Genomic DNA, 15,611 nt, shown 5'->3' with positions numbered 1-15,611 from the left:
CGCGGCGATCGGCTCCACGACACCCCCACGCCGATCGCCCCACCGCACCCGACGACCACCGCCTCGTACGGGTGTGCGCCGGGGCGCCGCAGGGCCGGGCCGGAGGCGGGTGTGATGGCGACCGACCCGGCACCCCGGACGGCGCCGAGGACGCCGGCGCCCCGCGGGGGAGTGGCCGACGACCTCGATCACGGCGGGGGGCCCTCAGAGGGCGGGCCCTTCGGGGGTCTGCCCCCGTCAGCCGGATCAGGCGGCCGAACCGGGCTCGCTCTCGCGGCCCGCACGCACGCGTACAGCAGGGCCCCGCCCGCGAAGGTCACCGCGCCCAGGAGAGCGACGGCCGGACCGCCGTACGCCAGGTGCCCGGCCGAGCCTGTCCGTACGGTGGATGTCGAGGCCGGCGTGCGATGAGTTTTCGGGGTGAGGACGGTCCCCCCTTCGAGAAGAGTCCGCATCCCGGAGGAGCACGCACATGACCGACCCGACGACCTTCGATCTCGGGCCGCAGACCCGGATCATCGCGCGCCTCGCGGAGGGCGTGAGCGACGAGCAGCTCACGGCCCCGACACCCTGCCCGGAGTTGGCGCTGCGCAACCTGCTGGGGCACCTGACCGGCCTGTCCGTCGCCTTCCGCGACGCCGGCCGCAAGGACCTGGGCGTCACGACCGACACCAGCCCGGACACGGCCGTACCCGACGTCGCCTCCGGCTGGCGCGAGGAACTGCCGAAGATCCTCGACGAGCTCGCCGACGCCTGGCGCGACCCGGCCGCATGGACCGGCATGACCCGCGCGGGCGGCGTGGACCTGCCGGGCGCGGTCGCCGCCGCCGTCGCGGTCGACGAACTGGTCATCCACGGCTGGGACCTGGCCCGTGCCACCGGGCAGCCGTACGCCCCGGACCCCACCGCGCTGCGGGCGTCGTACGACTTCCTCCTCGCCTCCGCCGACGACCCCGGCCGCGGCGAGATCTTCGGCCCGATCGTCCCGGTCGCCGCGGAGGCCCCCCTGCTCGACCGGGCGGTGGGGCTGAGCGGACGCGACCCGGGGTGGACGCCGTAGCCGTAGTGGGCGGGCGTGCGGCCCGGGGCGGCGAACCACGCTCCCCACATACCCCTCGCGCTCACCCTCACCGTCCTCGGCACCGCCTCCCCGCACCCCCGGCCGGACCGGCCCTGCTCCGGCTGTCTGGTGCGCGGCGGCGGTGCCGAGGTGTGGGTGGACGCCGGGCCCGGGACCTTCGCGGAGTTGCAGCGGCACACCGATCCCGCACGGCTCAGCGCCATCTGGATCTCCCATCTGCACGCCGATCTCCCCAGTCTCGGCTTCGCTCGACCGGGCGGTGCCCCCATCGCCGATCTGCTCTCCGCCGTCTACGGGTTCGCCTACGGCGGGCTCACCCCGGCCGCCCCCATCCCCGTCCACGCCCCGGCCGGCTGCGCCCAGCGCCTGGCCGGGTTCTTCGGGCGGCCGGACGCCGGGTTCCCGAGCGGCATCCTCGACTTCCGGACCCCGTACGACGGCCACACCGCCCGGCACGGCGAACTGGTCCTCACCGCGCACGCCGTCACGCACGACATCGAGGTCTATGGCCTGCGCGTGTCGCAACCGGCGGACGCACCCTCGCGTACTCCGGTGACAGCGGGCCCTGCGCCGCGCTCACCGAACTCGCCCTGAGCGCCGACCCGTTCCTCTGCGAGGCCGGCATCGACGCGCATCGCGACAGCGAACAGGTGCATCTGACCCCCGAGGACGTCGGCGACACCGCCCGCGCGGCCGGCGTGGGGCAGCTGCTCGTGACGCATGCCGGGCCCACGCTCACCCCCGAGGCGGTGACCGCCCGCGCCGCCTCGGTCTTCGGCGGGCCGACCGCCGCCGCCCGGGTCGGGGAGACCCGCTCGGTCTGAGGCCGTCTTTGCCGCAACCTGACCTTCCTTTGTCAGAAGCATTGACGAAACAAGCGCTCTCTCCCTACCTTCAACGCGTCGTACTTCGTACGTCATATATGAGACGCGATACGTGAGATCCGATACGCGATATCCGAGAGGCGCGCATGACCTCTGTGCCCACGCCGATCCCCTCCCGCACGCAGTACGTGCTGGAAGGGATCAAACACCGCATCCTCACCGGGCAGCTGACCCCGGGGCAGGCTCTGGTCGAGACCGAGCTCGCCGCACAGTTCGGGGTGTCCAAGACCCCGGTGCGCGAGGCCCTCAAGACCCTGGCCGGCACCGGGCTCGTCGTGATGAACCAGTACAAGGGCGTCACGGTGCGCATGGTGGACGCGGACATGGCGCGCGAGGTCTACGACGTCCGGCTGCTCCTGGAGCCCGAGGCGCTGAAGCGTGCCGTGCAGCGTGGGGCGTCCCTCGACGCCGCCCGCTCCGCGCTGACCAGGGCCGACGAGGCCACCGACACCGCCGAACGCTCCCTGGCCAACCGCGAGTTCCACCGCGCCCTCTACCTGCCCTGCGGCAACCCGCTGCTCGGCCGGATGCTCGACGAGGTGCGCGACCAGGCGGCCCTCGTCTCCGCCGTCGCCTGGGCGGCCTCGCCGTCCTGGGAGCGGGAGGCCGGCGAGCACCGGGAGATCCTGCGGCTCGCCCTCGCCGGTGACGCCGACGGAGCCGCCCGCGCCCTTCACGCGCACATCGGGTCGTTCGTGCAGCGGGCCTTTCCGCATGCGGAGTCCGAGGCCCAGGGAGAGGACGGTCAGGCATGACAACGACGTTCGAGACCCAGCGGACGGCCCTGGCCGACGTGGTGGCGATCCCGGTGACCCCGTTCGCCGAGGACGGCAGCATCGACCAGGACACCCACCGGGCCCTGCTGCGTCGTCTGCTCGACGGAGGAGTCAGGACCCTCACCCCCAACGGCAACACCGGGGAGTTCTACGCCCTCACCCCCCGGGAGCGGCAGCTCGTCACCGAGTGGACCATCGACGAGGCCGGCGACCGCGGCGTGATCCTCGTCGGGGTCGGACACGACGTGCCGACCGCCATCGCCTCCGCCCGGCACGCCCGTGAGCACGGCGCCCAGATGGTCATGGTCCACCAGCCCGTCCACCCCTACGTCTCGCAGAGCGGCTGGGTCGACTACCACCGCGCGATCGCCGAGGCGGTGCCCGAGCTGGGCGTCGTCCCGTACATCCGCAACGCCCAGCTGCACGGCGTCCGCCTCGCCGAACTCGCCGACGCCTGCCCGAACGTCATCGGCGTGAAGTACGCCGTCCCGGACGCGGCCAGATTCGCGGCGTTCGCCCGCGACGCCGGCCTCGACCGTTTCGTGTGGGTCGCCGGCCTCGCCGAGCCGTACGCCCCCTCCTACTTCTCCGCGGGCGCCACCGGCTTCACCTCCGGACTGGTGAACGTGGCCCCGTCCGTCTCGCTGAACATGCTCGAAGCGCTGCGGTCCGGCGACTTCCCGGGCGCGATGAAGGTCTGGGAGCAGATCCGCCGTTTCGAGGAGCTGCGCGCCGCGAACGGCTCCGCCAACAACGTCACCGTCGTCAAGGAAGCGCTCGCCTCCCTCGGTCTGTGCCGCCGCGAGGTCCGGCCGCCGAGCAGGCACCTGCCCGAGGACGAGCGGGCGGAAGTCGCCGCGATAGCCGCCGGGTGGTCGATGTGAACGGGCCGGTCAGAAAGCGCCCCGAGGACCTCAGAAGCCACCAGTGGTACGGCACCGACGGCCTGCGCTCCTTCAGCCACCGTGCCCGCACCCGCCAGCTCGGCTACCTGCCCGAGGAACACCTGGGCAAGCCGGTCATCGCGATCCTCAACACCTGGTCCGACATCAACCCCTGCCACGTCCATCTGCGGGACCGCGCGCAGGCCGTGAAGCGGGGGGTGTGGCAGGCCGGAGGTTTCCCGCTCGAGTTCCCGGTCTCCACGCTCAGCGAGACCTTCCAGAAGCCGACCCCGATGCTCTACCGCAACATGCTGGCGATGGAGACCGAGGAGCTGCTGCGGTCCTACCCGGTCGACGGGGCCGTGCTCATGGGCGGCTGCGACAAGTCCACGCCCGCGCTCCTCATGGGCGCCGCGACCGTCGACCTGCCCGCCGTCTTCGTGCCCGCCGGGCCCATGCTGCCGGGCCACTGGCGCAACGAGATCCTCGGCTCCGGCACCGACATGTGGAAGTACTGGGACGACAAGCGGGCCGGCCTCATCGGCGACTGCGAGATGACCGAACTGGAGTCCGGGCTCGCCCGCTCTCCCGGTCACTGCATGACGATGGGGACGGCGTCCACGCTGACCGCCGCCGCCGAGGCCCTCGGCGTCACGGTCCCGGGCGCCTCCAGCATCCCGGCCGTCGACTCCGGACACGACCGGATGGCCGCCGCCGCGGGCCTCAGGATCGTCGAACTGGTCCACAAGGACCGCAGGCTGAGCGAGATCCTCACCCGTGACGCCTTCGAGGACGCGGTCACCACCGTGCTCGGCCTCGGCGGCTCCACCAACGCGGTGATCCACCTGATCGCCATGGCGGGCCGGGCCGGAGTCAGGCTCACCCTGGACGACTTCGACCGCATCGCCCGCACGGTCCCGGTGCTCGCCAACGTACGGCCCGGCGGACAGACCTACCTGATGGAGGACTTCCACTTCGCCGGCGGTCTGCCCGGTTTCCTCTCCCGGATCCCGGACCTGCTCCACCTGGAGCGGCCGACCGTCTCGTACGACACCCTGCGCGAGCAGATCTCCGGCGCGCAGGTGCACAACGACGACGTCATCCGGCTCCGGGACAACCCGGTCGCAAGCGAGGGCGGGGTCGCCGTCCTGCGCGGCAACCTCTGCCCGGACGGCGCGGTCATCAAGCACATCTCCGCCGAGCCGCACCTGCTCAAGCACACCGGTCCCGCGGTCGTCTTCGACGACTACCGGACCATGCAGCGGACCATCAACGACCCGTCGCTGAACATCACCGCCGAGAGCGTGCTGGTGCTGCGCAACGCCGGGCCCAAGGGCGGACCGGGCATGCCCGAGTACGGCATGCTGCCCATCCCCGACCACCTGCTCAAGCAGGGGGTGCGGGACATGGTCCGGATCTCCGACGCCCGGATGAGCGGCACGAGTTACGGCACGTGCGTCCTGCACGTGGCACCCGAGTCGTACATCGGCGGACCGCTGGCCCTCGTCCGGACCGGCGACAGCATCACCCTCGACGTCGACGCCCGCGCACTCCATCTGGACGTGGACGACGAGGAGCTGGAGCGCCGCCGGGCCGAGTGGACACCGCCGCCGGTGCGCTACGAGCGCGGCTACGGCGCGCTCTACAACGAACAGATCACCCAGGCCGACACAGGCTGCGACTTCGAGTTCCTGGCCCGCCCCGGCACGGTGCAGGACCCGTACGCGGGCTGAACCGCCCTGTCCCTCACCAGGACAAGAACCAGGCGCGCCCTGGGAGAAAGCGCTTCACCCGAACGCGAGACACCCGCACCACAACGCACGACGTACCAGAAACGGAGAACAGTCATGGCCCAAGCCGCAGCCGTGGCGAAACCGCCGGGGCCACCCCGGCGACGCCGTGCCTCCGCCACGCCGCGCAGGCTCCCTTACCTGCTGATCGCGCCGGCGGCCCTGCTCATGCTGGGCTTCATCGCCTACCCGGTCATCAGCGTCTTCTACTACAGCCTGCAGAACTACAACCCCACCAAACCGTGGCGGAACGGCTATGCGGGCTTCGACAACTTCGTCCACGCCTTCACCGACGACCCCATCTTCTGGGACACGCTGACCTTCAGCGCCAAGTGGGTCTTCGTCGAGGTCGGACTCCAGCTGATGTTCGGTCTGGCGCTGGCCCTCATCGTCAACCAGACCTTCGTGGGCCGCTCGCTCGGACGCGCCATGGTCTTCTCCCCGTGGGCCGTCTCCGGCGTGCTCACCTCCGCGATCTGGGTGCTGCTCTACAACTCCCAGACGGGCATCACCCGTTACCTCGCGGACATGGGCATCGGCAGCTACGGCACCAGCTGGCTGTCGGACACCTCGACCGTGTTCTCGGCGGCGGTCGTCGCCGACCTGTGGCGCGGTGTCCCCTTCTTCGCGATCCTCATCCTCGCCGACCTGCAGTCCGTCTCGAAGGACCTGTACGAGGCCGCCGAGGTCGACGGGGCGAGCCGGATCAAGCAGTTCTGGCACATCACGCTGCCGCACCTGAAGGACGCGATCATCCTGTCCACGCTGCTGCGCGCGGTGTGGGAGTTCAACAACGTCGACCTCCTCTACACCCTCACGGGCGGCGGACCGGCCGGCGAGACGACGACACTCCCGCTCTACATCGCCAACACCAGCGTCGACGCCCACAACTTCGGCTACGCGTCCGCCCTGACCACGGTGGCGTTCGTGATCCTGCTCTTCTGCTCGATGGTCTATCTGCGCCTGAGCAAGTTCGGAGGTGGGGACAAGTGAGCACCAAGGAGGCCACCGCGGTGGCACCGGCCCCCCGGCGCACGGTTCCCGAACCGCAGCGCCCGGTCAAGAAGCGTCCCGCCTGGGACGAGGCCCCTCGCTGGCAGATCTACCTGCCACTGTCGATCTACCTCGTCTTCACGCTGATCCCCTTCTACTGGATCCTGCTCTTCGCACTGCGCCCGGCGGGCTCGACCTCGCTCGTGCCCTGGCCGGTCACCTTCGAGCACTTCGAGAAGGTGTGGACGGAGCGCGCCTTCGCCACCTACTTCGAGAACAGCCTGCTCGTCGGTCTCGCCACCCTGGTGATGACGACCCTCGTCGCGCTGGCCGGCGGTTACGCACTCGCCCGGTTCGACTTCAAGATCAAGCAGGCCTTCATGCTGGCCCTGCTGTGCTCCCAGTTCGTACCGGGCGCGCTGCTCCTGGTCCCGCTGTTCGAGATCTTCGCCGAGCTCCAGATGATCAACTCGCTGGGCAGTGTCATCATCGCGGAGACGGTCTTCCAGCTGCCGCTGTCGATCATCCTGATCAGCAACTTCATCAAGAACGTGCCGTACTCGCTGGAAGAGGCGGCCTGGGTCGACGGCTGCAACCGGTTCACCGCGTTCCGGATCGTCGTCCTGCCGCTGCTGCGGCCCGGTCTGATCGCCGTCGGCTCCTTCGCCTTCGTGCACTCCTGGAACCACTTCCTGTTCGCCCTGATGTTCCTGAACAACCAGAGCAAGCAGACCATCCCGGTCGGACTCAACACCCTGATGAGCGCGGACAGCGTCGACCTCGGCGCGCTCGCCGCGGGCGGCATCATCGCGGCCGTACCCGTCGTGCTCGTGTTCGCCTTCATCCAGAAGTGGCTGATCACGGGCTTCAGCGCGGGGGCGGTGAAGGGATGAGGAAGCGTCACCTCGCGGTCGCCCTAGGCCTGTTGGGGATGCTCTGCGTCCCCGCCCACGCCGAGGCCCGTGACATCAGCCGCGAGACCCTGGCCCCGAACGACGGCTGGGCGGCCGCCGACGGCGGCACCACCGGGGGCGCGGCGGCCGACGACGCCCACGTGTACACGGTCACCGACCGCGCCGGACTGGTCCGCGCCCTCGACGGCGGCAGCGCCACCCCGAAGATCATCAAGATCGCCGGGACCATCGACGCCAACACCGACGACGACGGCGACCGCCTGGACTGCGCCGACTACACCACCGGCGGCTACAGCACGAAGAAGTACCTGGCGGCCTACGACCCCCGCACCTGGGGTTCGGCCAAGCCCGCCGGCCCGCAGGAGGAGGCCCGCCAGGCCTCGGCGGCCCGGCAGGCCGAGCGGGTCGTGCTGCCGGTCGGCTCCAACACCACGATCGTCGGCCTCGGCTCCAAGGCCGTCCTCAAGGGCGGCAGCCTCGAGGTGAACAACGCGGACAACGTGATCATCCGCAATCTCGAACTCCGCGACGCCTACGACTGCTTCCCCGTCTGGCAGCCCAACAACGGCGGCCTCGGGGACTGGAAGACGGCGTACGACACCCTCTGGCTGCGCGGTGCCACGCACGTCTGGATCGACCACGTCACGGCCTCCGACAAGGGCCACCCGGACGAGAAGGAACCCACCTACTTCGCCCGCAACTACCTCCGCCACGACGGCCTGCTCGACATCACAGGCGGCTCCGACCTGATCACCGTCTCCTGGAGCCGCTTCGCCGACCACGACAAGGCGATGCTCATCGGCAACAGCGACTCGGCCACCGGCGACCGCGGCAAGCTCCGGGTGACCCTGCACCACAACGAGTTCGAGTCCGTCGTCCAGCGCGCCCCGCGGGTCCGCTTCGGGCAGGTGCACCTCTACAACAACCGGTACGTCGTCCCGGAAGACGCCCACGACCACCGCTACTCCATCGGAGTGTCCACCGAATCGGCGATCCACGCCGAGAACAACGCCTTCCACACCCCCGGTCACGTGGAGGCCGCAGACCTGGTCAAGAGCTGGAACGGCACCGCCCTGCACCAGAGCGGCACCCTCTTCAACGGCTACCCGATCGACCTGCTCACCATCCACAACGCCTACAACTCGGCGAGCGAGCGCGACCTGACGGCCGACGTCGGCTGGACACCTACCCTGCACACAAAGATCGACAGCGCCGAGGCGGCCGACCGAGAGGTGGCACGCGGCGCGGGCGCAGGGAGGACCCCATGACCGTAGACATCGTCCTGGCGGGCGCGCGTGGCCACGGCCACTGGCACCTGGACAACATCCGCAGGCTCCAGGACAAGGGGATCGTCCGGCTCGCCGGCATCTGCGAGCTGACCCCGCTGACCGCGGACGAACTGCCCGAGGGCCTCGGCACGCCCGAGCAGTCCGCGGACTTCGGGGCCCTCCTCGACTCCACCGGCGCCCGGATCGCGGTGATCTGCACGCCCATCCACACCCACACGGACCTGGCGCTGACGGCCGCGCGCAGGGGCGTGCACCTCCTGCTGGAGAAGCCGCCCGCCCCCTCGTACGCCGAGTTCCGCCGCATGGCGGACGGGGTCGCCGAGGCCGGGGTGGTCTGCCAGATCGGCTTCCAGTCGCTCGGCTCGCACGCCGTGCCCGCGGTCCGTGAGCTGATCGGCGAGGGTGCCATCGGCGACCTGGTCGGCGTCGGCGGGGCCGGCGCCTGGGCGCGCCCCGAGGCCTACTACCGGCGGGCGCCCTGGGCCGGCAAGCGGCGGCTGAACGGCGTCGACGTGATCGACGGGGCGCTGACCAACCCCCTCGCGCACGCCGTCGCCACCGCCCTCGCCCTGGCCGGTGCCCCGCGCGCCGAGGACGTCGCCGGGATCGAGACGGAGCTGCTGCGCGCCAACGACATCGAGTCCGACGACACCTCCTGCGTCCGCGTCACCACCACGCGCGGCCTGCCGGTCACCGTCGCCGCGACCCTGTGCGCGGAGGACCCCGACGAGCCGTACGTCGTCGCGCACGGCAGCCGCGGCCGGATCACCCTCTGGTACAAGCAGGACCGCGTGCTGCTCCAGCGCGCCGACCACGGCCCCGAGGAGTACGACTACGGCCGCACCGACCTGCTGGAGAACCTCGTCGAGCACCTCACCGACGGCACGGAACTGCTGGTCACGCCGGACGTGACGGGCTCCTTCATGAAGGTCGTCGAGGCGATCCGGCAAGCCCCCGACCCGGCCCCGCTGCCGGAGGGCACCTGGCAGCTGCTTCCCGACGAGCAGCGCCGGGTCGTGCCCGGCATCGACGGACTCGTCGCGGCCGCCGCCGACAACCTCGCCCTCTACTCCGAGCTGGGAGCCCCCTGGGCCCTACCGAAAGAGGTGAGCACGTGATGACGACCACGACCAACGACTCGGCGGTGCTGCGCGTCGCGGGCCGGCCGGTCGGCCGGTACGTCACCCGGCCCGAGCTGCCGGCCCGGCTCTCCCCGCGCCCGTACCTGCACCCCGTCACCACCCTGGCCGGTACGGCGGTGACCGAGCTCAGCCCCGCCGACCACACACACCACCTCGGCGTCGGTGTCGCCGTTCCCGACGTCGAGGGGTTCAACTTCTGGGGAGGGCGCACCTACGTCCGCGAGCAGGGCCCGACCGAGCTCGACAACCACGGCGCCCAGCGCCACACCGCGTTCCAGCTGCGCGACCCCGACGGGTTCGTGGAGGAGCTGCGCTGGGTGGCCGCGGGCGGTGAGCTGCTGCGCGAACGCCGTACCGTCGCCGCCACCGAACTCACCGACACCGCCTGGGCGCTGGACTTCACCTTCTCCCTGACCAACGTCACCGCCGACCCGCTGTCGATCGGCAGCCCGGCGACGAACGGCCGCCCCGGCGCCGCCTACGGCGGCTTCTTCTGGCGGGCGCGCAAGGAGGACGAGGCCCCGCGGGTCTTCACCGCGGGCACCGAGGGCGAGGACCGGATCCACGGCACCCGTGCCGACTGGCTCGCCCTGGCCGGCGCCACCTGGACCCTGGTCTTCGCCGGTGCCACCGAGCAGACCCGCCGGGACCCGTGGTTCGTCCGCACCGCCGAGTACCCGGGCGTCGGCTCGTCCCTGGCGCACGAGGAACGGGTGCCGATCGAGCCGGGCGACACCGTCGTGCGCCGGATCGTCACCGTGGTCGCCGACGGCCGCCTCGACCGGAACGGGGCCGTGGCCCTCATCCGCAAGGCGGTGAGCCTGTGACCGCCGAGACGAACCCGGAGGCCGTTCCGACCGCCGAGACGTATACGAACCCCGTCCTGAACGCCGACTGGTCCGACCCGGACGTAATCCGCGTGGGCGACGACTTCTACCTCACCGCGTCCAGCTTCGGCCGCGTCCCGGGCCTGCCCCTGCTGCACTCCCGCGACCTGGTCAACTGGACCCTGGTCGGCCACGCGCTGGAACGCCTGGAACCGGCGGGCGAGTTCAGGTTTCCGCGGCACGACTGCGGCGTCTGGGCACCCGCGTTGCGCCACCACGACGAACGCTTCTGGATCTTCTGGGGCGACCCCGACCAGGGCGTCTTCCAGATCAACGCCCCCGAGATACGCGGCCCGTGGACCCGCCCCCACCTGCTGAAAGAGGGCAAAGGGCTGATCGACGCCTGCCCCCTGTGGGACGAGGAGACCGGCGAGGCCTACCTGGTGCACGGCTGGGCCAAGTCGCGCTCGGGCATCAAGAACCGGCTCACCGGCCACCGCATGCACCCTGACGGCACGTCACTCCTCGACGAGGGCAAGGTGATCGTCGACGGCGACCGCATCCCCGGCTGGTTCACCCTCGAGGGCCCCAAGCTCTACCGGCACGACGGCTGGTTCTGGATCTTCGCCCCGGCCGGGAGCGTCGAGACCGGCTGGCAGGGCGCCTTCCGCTCGCGCGGCTTCTTCGGGCCGTACGAGGAGAAGATCGTCCTGGAGCAGAAGGACACCGAGGTCAACGGCCCCCACCAGGGCGGCTGGGTGCGCACCCCGTCCGGCGAGGACTGGTTCCTGCACTTCCAGCAGCGCGGCGCCTACGGCCGGGTCGTCCACCTCCAGCCGATGCGCTGGGGCGCGGACGGCTGGCCGGTGCTCGGCGACGACGGCGCCCCCGTGGCCGAACACCCGAGGCCAGGCCTGCCACCGCAGCCGGCCGCGGCGCCCGCCACCGACGACGACTTCCCCGGCGGACGCTTCGGCCGCCAGTGGCAGTGGGCGGCCAACCCGCAGGACGGCTGGGCCACCCAGCACTCCGGGGACGGCCTCAGACTGGCCTGCGTCCGCACGGCCGACGCGCACGACCTGCGCAAACTGCCGAACGTCCTCACCCAGCGGCTGCCGGGCGTCCCGTCCGCCGTCGAGGTGGAGCTGACCCTGCACGGCGAGGAGCCGGGCGCACGGGCCGGGCTCGCGGTCCTCGGAGACGCCTTCAACTGGATCGGACTCCAGCGGGGCGCCGACGGGACGGTCCACCTCGTGCACCGGTTCGCCGAGACCGTCGCCGAGAAGGAACGCGACGCCGACCACCCGCGGCTCGCGCCCGAGGGGCGGGCCAGGCTGCGCATCGAGATCGGCGCCGGAGCACGCTGCCGCTTCTTCTACGACGTCGGCGACGGACTGCGCCCCTCCGGCCAGGTCTTCGCCGCCACCCCCTGGCGCTGGGTCGGCGCCCTGCTCGGCCTGTTCGCCCTGGCGCCCGTGGGCCCGGGACACGCGGGCGCGGCGAGTTTCACGCAGTTCAGGATCAGCCCGCTGTAGATCGGTCCCGCCGTAACACACCGCTCGTGTACGTCTGTTGATCGCACGTAGAACGCCTTTTGGGAGCCGCAATGACGCACCCCCAGAGCAAGCGCTTGCCGAGGTCGGGGCACGGCAGAGTCGTGGCCGCCGCGCTCGGCCTGGTGGCCGCCCTGTGCCTCGGCACGGTCGGTGAGGCGAAGGCCGCGGACCCTTTACCGGCCGCGACCGACCGCTGGAGCGACCGGGCCCACGGATTCGCCTCCCTCGCCGGCGGTACCACCGGCGGCGCGGGCGGCGGGGTCGTGACCGTCACCGACCAGGCCGCGCTGGCGACGTACGCGGCGGCCGAAGAGCCGTACGTCATCCGGGTGTCGGGGGCGATAGCCGTCGAGCCGTTCGGTGCGGAGATCGTCGTGGCCTCGAACAAGACGATCATCGGCGTCGGTGACACCGGCGAGATCGTCCAGGGCGAGCTGCACCTCAACCCGGGCACGCACAACGTGATCATCCGTAATCTGACGATCCGCGACTCGGCGGTCGAAGGCAACTGGGACTGCAAGGACACCGACTTCGACGGCATCCAGATGGACACCGTCCACCACGTGTGGGTCGACCACAACCGCTTCTCGAACATCTGCGACGGGCAGCTCGACGTCCGCAAGGACAGCGAGTACGTGACCGTCTCGTACAACCGGTTCGAGAACAACAACAAGACGTTCGGACTCGGCTGGACGACCAACGTCAAGACGCAGATCACCATCGACCACAACCTGTTCGCCCACACCAAGCAGCGCAACCCGTCCGTGGACAACGCCGCCTACGCGCACCTGTACAACAACCACCTGACGGCGCAGGCGGATCCGGGCGACCCCGTGTGGACGTACGGCAACTGGTCGCGCGGCCGGACCAAGATGGTCATCGAGAACAGCTACTACCGGGACGTCCAGCACCCCTACCAGGCCGACGCCACCGCCGAGCTGGTGGAACGCGGATCGATCCTGCGGAACACGAGCGGGCGGACCGACGAGTGGGGCGCGGCCTTCGATCCCCGGGAGTTCTACGACTACCGGCTGGATCCGGCCGCCGCCGTGCCGGCTCTGGTTCAGCGGTTCTCCGGGCCGCAGAAGCGCATCGGTACCACGCTGCACGTCCCCGCCGACTATCCGACCGTGCAGGCCGCCGTGGACGCCGTGCCCGACGGCAACGCCGTGCCCGTGACGATCGCTCTCGCGCCGGGCACGTACCGGGCGAAGGTCCTCATCCCCGCGACGAAGCCGAACATCGTGCTCCAGGGGACTGGACAACGCCGGTCCGACACCGTCATCGTCTACGACACGCCCGCCGCGTACGGCGGCTCCACCGGGAGCGCGACCGTGCGGATCGCCGCGCACGACGTCACGGCCCGCAACCTCACCTTCAGCAACGACTTCGACGAGGCCGCGCACGAGCTCAGCGCCGAGCAGGCCCTCGCGATGAAGACGACCGGTGACCGGATCGTCTTCGAGAACACCGCCTTCCTGGGCAACCAGGACACGCTGATGACCGACAGCCCCAAGCTGGACGTGATCAGCCGGGTCTACATCCGCGACTCGTACATCGAGGGCGATGTCGACTTCGTCTACGGACGCGCGACCACCGTCATCGAGCGGTCCGTCATCAAGGCGCTCAGCCGGGGCTCCGCCACCAACAACGGCTACATCACGGCGGCTTCGACCTGGACGGGGAACCCGTACGGATTCCTGATCACCAGGTCGAAGGTCGTGAGCGACGCGCCGGACGGGTCCTTCCACCTCGGCCGGCCCTGGCACCCGGGCGGTGAACCGGCCGCGGTCGCCCAGGTGCTGATCCGCGACACCGAGCTGCCCGCCGCGGTCAAGTCCTCCCCGTGGACCGACATGAGCGGTTTCTCGTGGAAGGACGCGCGGTTCGCCGAGTACCGCAACTCCGGGCCGGGGGCGGGCATCACCGCGGACCGGCCGCAGCTGGGCGACGCCGACGCGAAGGCGCACACCGTCGCGAACCACCTCAAGGGCACGGACAACTGGGCTCCGTACGCCCGCCACTGACCCCCACAACTTCATGTCTCCGCTGGATCCAGAAGAAGAGAGCCGACCAATGAAGATCAGCATCCGTAGAAGCAGGCGCGCTGCCATAGCCGTCGCCCTGGGTTCCGTGCTCGCGCTCACCGCCACCGCGTGCGGTGACGACGGCAGCGGCTCCGGCGGTGACAAGGGCGCCGAGGGCAGCGGCAAGGGCAAGGTCCTCTTCTGGGACAACAACGGTGGTGTCCGCACCGACATCTGGAAGGAGATCATCGCCGACTTCGAGAAGGCGAACCCGGACATCGACGTCGAGTACGTCGGGATCGCCTCCACCGAGTACCAGTCCAAGGTCGACACCGCCATCCAGGGCGGCGGCCTGCCGGACGTCGGCGGTGTCGGCGCGGCGATGATCGCGGCGATCTCCGCGCAGAACGCGCTGGACCCGCTGGACGACCGTCTCGCCAAGTCCTCCCTCGACGGCAAGCTCAACGAGGACATGGTCAAGTCGCTGAAGGCGGCCGGCGGCGGCGACGGCACCCTGTACTCGATCCCGACCTCCGCCAACAACGGTGTGCTCTACTACCGCACCGACCTGTTCGAGCAGGCGGGCCTGGACGCGCCGACCACCTGGGACACGTTCTACGAGGCCGCGGACAAGCTCACCGACAGCGGCAAGAACAAGTTCGGCTACACCATCCGCGGTGGTGCCGGCTCCATCGCCCAGGCGCTGGACGCGATGTACGGGCAGTCCGGGATCACGTCCTTCTGGGACGCCTCCGGTGAGAAGACCACGGTCAACGACCCGAAGAACGTCGAGGCGCTGAAGAAGTACGCGGCCCTCTTCAAGAAGGTCACGCCGGCCGCCGACCTGAACAACGACTTCACCAAGATGGTCGCGCAGTGGGACTCCGGCACGATCGGCATGCTGAACCACAACCTGGGTTCCTACCAGGACCATGTGAAGGCGTTCGGGACCGACAAGTTCCGGGGTATTCCACAGCCGATCGGCGCTTCCGGCAAGCGGGTCCAGGTGTCCAACCCCGTGGACGGGCTCGGGCTGTTCAAGACGTCCAAGAACAAGGAAGCCGCCTGGAAGTTCATCGAGTTCGCCACCTCGCACGCGGAGAACTCGAAGTTCAACGAGTCGGCCGGTCAGGTTCCGGCGAACAACGACGCCGCGAAGGACGCGTGGGTTTCGAAGGCCGAGCCCACGAAGCTGGCGGCCGACGCGCTGAGTGACGGTTCCACGACCATTGTCCAGCTGCCGTACTACCTGCCCGACTGGGGCACCATCTCGAAGTCGGACAACGAGCCGAACTTCCAGAAGGTGCTGCTCGGGAAGATGAGCGCGAAGGACTTCCTCGACACGCTGGCCGAGCAGTTGAACACGGCTCAGGCGGAGTGGAACGAGCAGAAGGGCTAGGAGCCCGGCTGGTTCGGTATTGCGTCCGCTGCGGGTCTTTTGTGGCTGG

The 15,611-nt window shown here is 70.4% G+C and carries 12 protein-coding genes and 1 pseudogene; all 13 read left to right on the top strand.

Going from position 1 to position 15,611, the window contains the following annotated elements; translation table 11 throughout:
• The first annotated feature begins 472 nt into the window (after window positions 1–472).
• The 13 genes and pseudogenes from ACZ5XS_RS22700 (at window position 473) to ACZ5XS_RS22640 (ending at window position 15,562) form a co-directional block, all read left to right on the top strand.
• Complete coding sequence (locus ACZ5XS_RS22700) at window positions 473–1,060, top strand: TIGR03086 family metal-binding protein (RefSeq protein WP_468653986.1); 588 nt, start codon at window positions 473–475, stop codon at window positions 1,058–1,060.
• Between the two features lie 48 nt (window positions 1,061–1,108).
• Window positions 1,109–1,905 (top strand): annotated as a pseudogene (locus ACZ5XS_RS22695) (MBL fold metallo-hydrolase).
• A gap of 146 nt (window positions 1,906–2,051) precedes the next feature.
• On the top strand, window positions 2,052–2,720 hold the full coding sequence (locus ACZ5XS_RS22690; protein WP_468653984.1) for a GntR family transcriptional regulator: 669 nt from the start codon (window positions 2,052–2,054) through the stop codon (window positions 2,718–2,720).
• On the top strand, window positions 2,717–3,625 hold the full coding sequence (locus tag ACZ5XS_RS22685; RefSeq protein WP_468653982.1) for a dihydrodipicolinate synthase family protein: 909 nt from the start codon (window positions 2,717–2,719) through the stop codon (window positions 3,623–3,625). Before ACZ5XS_RS22690 ends, ACZ5XS_RS22685 begins: the two co-directional genes overlap by 4 nt.
• Entirely contained in the window at window positions 3,622–5,358 is a 1,737-nt protein-coding gene (gene araD, locus ACZ5XS_RS22680) for an L-arabinonate dehydratase (RefSeq protein ID WP_468653980.1), read from the top strand. The genes ACZ5XS_RS22685 and araD overlap by 4 nt, the downstream gene beginning before the upstream one ends.
• A gap of 114 nt (window positions 5,359–5,472) precedes the next feature.
• A complete protein-coding gene (locus ACZ5XS_RS22675; RefSeq protein WP_217235748.1) occupies window positions 5,473–6,408 on the top strand; it encodes a carbohydrate ABC transporter permease in 936 nt (311 codons plus the stop codon).
• Entirely contained in the window at window positions 6,405–7,301 is an 897-nt protein-coding gene (locus ACZ5XS_RS22670; RefSeq protein WP_468653978.1) for a carbohydrate ABC transporter permease, read from the top strand. The genes ACZ5XS_RS22675 and ACZ5XS_RS22670 overlap by 4 nt, the downstream gene beginning before the upstream one ends.
• A complete protein-coding gene (locus ACZ5XS_RS22665) occupies window positions 7,298–8,590 on the top strand; it encodes a pectate lyase family protein (RefSeq protein ID WP_468653976.1) in 1,293 nt (430 codons plus the stop codon). Before ACZ5XS_RS22670 ends, ACZ5XS_RS22665 begins: the two co-directional genes overlap by 4 nt.
• Window positions 8,587–9,729: a Gfo/Idh/MocA family protein gene (locus ACZ5XS_RS22660; RefSeq protein ID WP_468653974.1), complete on the top strand. Its 1,143-nt coding sequence runs from the start codon at window positions 8,587–8,589 to the stop codon at window positions 9,727–9,729. The genes ACZ5XS_RS22665 and ACZ5XS_RS22660 overlap by 4 nt, the downstream gene beginning before the upstream one ends.
• Window positions 9,729–10,580, top strand: coding sequence for a DUF6807 domain-containing protein (locus ACZ5XS_RS22655; protein ID WP_468653972.1), 852 nt, complete (start codon window positions 9,729–9,731; stop codon window positions 10,578–10,580). Before ACZ5XS_RS22660 ends, ACZ5XS_RS22655 begins: the two co-directional genes overlap by 1 nt.
• On the top strand, window positions 10,577–12,115 hold the full coding sequence (locus ACZ5XS_RS22650; RefSeq protein ID WP_468653970.1) for a glycoside hydrolase family 43 protein: 1,539 nt from the start codon (window positions 10,577–10,579) through the stop codon (window positions 12,113–12,115). Before ACZ5XS_RS22655 ends, ACZ5XS_RS22650 begins: the two co-directional genes overlap by 4 nt.
• Before the next feature lie 71 nt (window positions 12,116–12,186).
• The gene (locus tag ACZ5XS_RS22645) at window positions 12,187–14,163 is read left to right on the top strand and encodes a pectinesterase family protein (protein WP_468653968.1); all 1,977 of its coding nucleotides are present in this window, start codon (window positions 12,187–12,189) and stop codon (window positions 14,161–14,163) included.
• A 49-nt stretch (window positions 14,164–14,212) separates the two neighbouring features.
• The gene (locus tag ACZ5XS_RS22640; RefSeq protein ID WP_468653966.1) at window positions 14,213–15,562 is read left to right on the top strand and encodes an ABC transporter substrate-binding protein; all 1,350 of its coding nucleotides are present in this window, start codon (window positions 14,213–14,215) and stop codon (window positions 15,560–15,562) included.
• Window positions 15,563–15,611: the final 49 nt, after the last annotated feature.

This window comes from Streptomyces sp. NPDC033131 (assembly GCF_055578365.1).
The sequence above is the reverse complement of the archived record's forward strand: the minus strand, read 5'-3'. Positions and strand labels throughout refer to the sequence as shown.

What these genes read in the sequence shown, in the direction of transcription:
- ACZ5XS_RS22655 (WP_468653972.1), top strand. Translation starts at nt 9,729, where the DNA reads ATGACGACCACGACCAACGACTCGGCGGTGCTGCGCGTCGCGGGCCGG.
- ACZ5XS_RS22665 (WP_468653976.1), top strand. Translation starts at nt 7,298, where the DNA reads ATGAGGAAGCGTCACCTCGCGGTCGCCCTAGGCCTGTTGGGGATGCTC.
- ACZ5XS_RS22675 (WP_217235748.1), top strand. Translation starts at nt 5,473, where the DNA reads ATGGCCCAAGCCGCAGCCGTGGCGAAACCGCCGGGGCCACCCCGGCGA.
- ACZ5XS_RS22640 (WP_468653966.1), top strand. Translation starts at nt 14,213, where the DNA reads ATGAAGATCAGCATCCGTAGAAGCAGGCGCGCTGCCATAGCCGTCGCC.
- ACZ5XS_RS22645 (WP_468653968.1), top strand. Translation starts at nt 12,187, where the DNA reads ATGACGCACCCCCAGAGCAAGCGCTTGCCGAGGTCGGGGCACGGCAGA.
- ACZ5XS_RS22690 (WP_468653984.1), top strand. Translation starts at nt 2,052, where the DNA reads ATGACCTCTGTGCCCACGCCGATCCCCTCCCGCACGCAGTACGTGCTG.
- ACZ5XS_RS22685 (WP_468653982.1), top strand. Translation starts at nt 2,717, where the DNA reads ATGACAACGACGTTCGAGACCCAGCGGACGGCCCTGGCCGACGTGGTG.
- ACZ5XS_RS22700 (WP_468653986.1), top strand. Translation starts at nt 473, where the DNA reads ATGACCGACCCGACGACCTTCGATCTCGGGCCGCAGACCCGGATCATC.
- ACZ5XS_RS22660 (WP_468653974.1), top strand. Translation starts at nt 8,587, where the DNA reads ATGACCGTAGACATCGTCCTGGCGGGCGCGCGTGGCCACGGCCACTGG.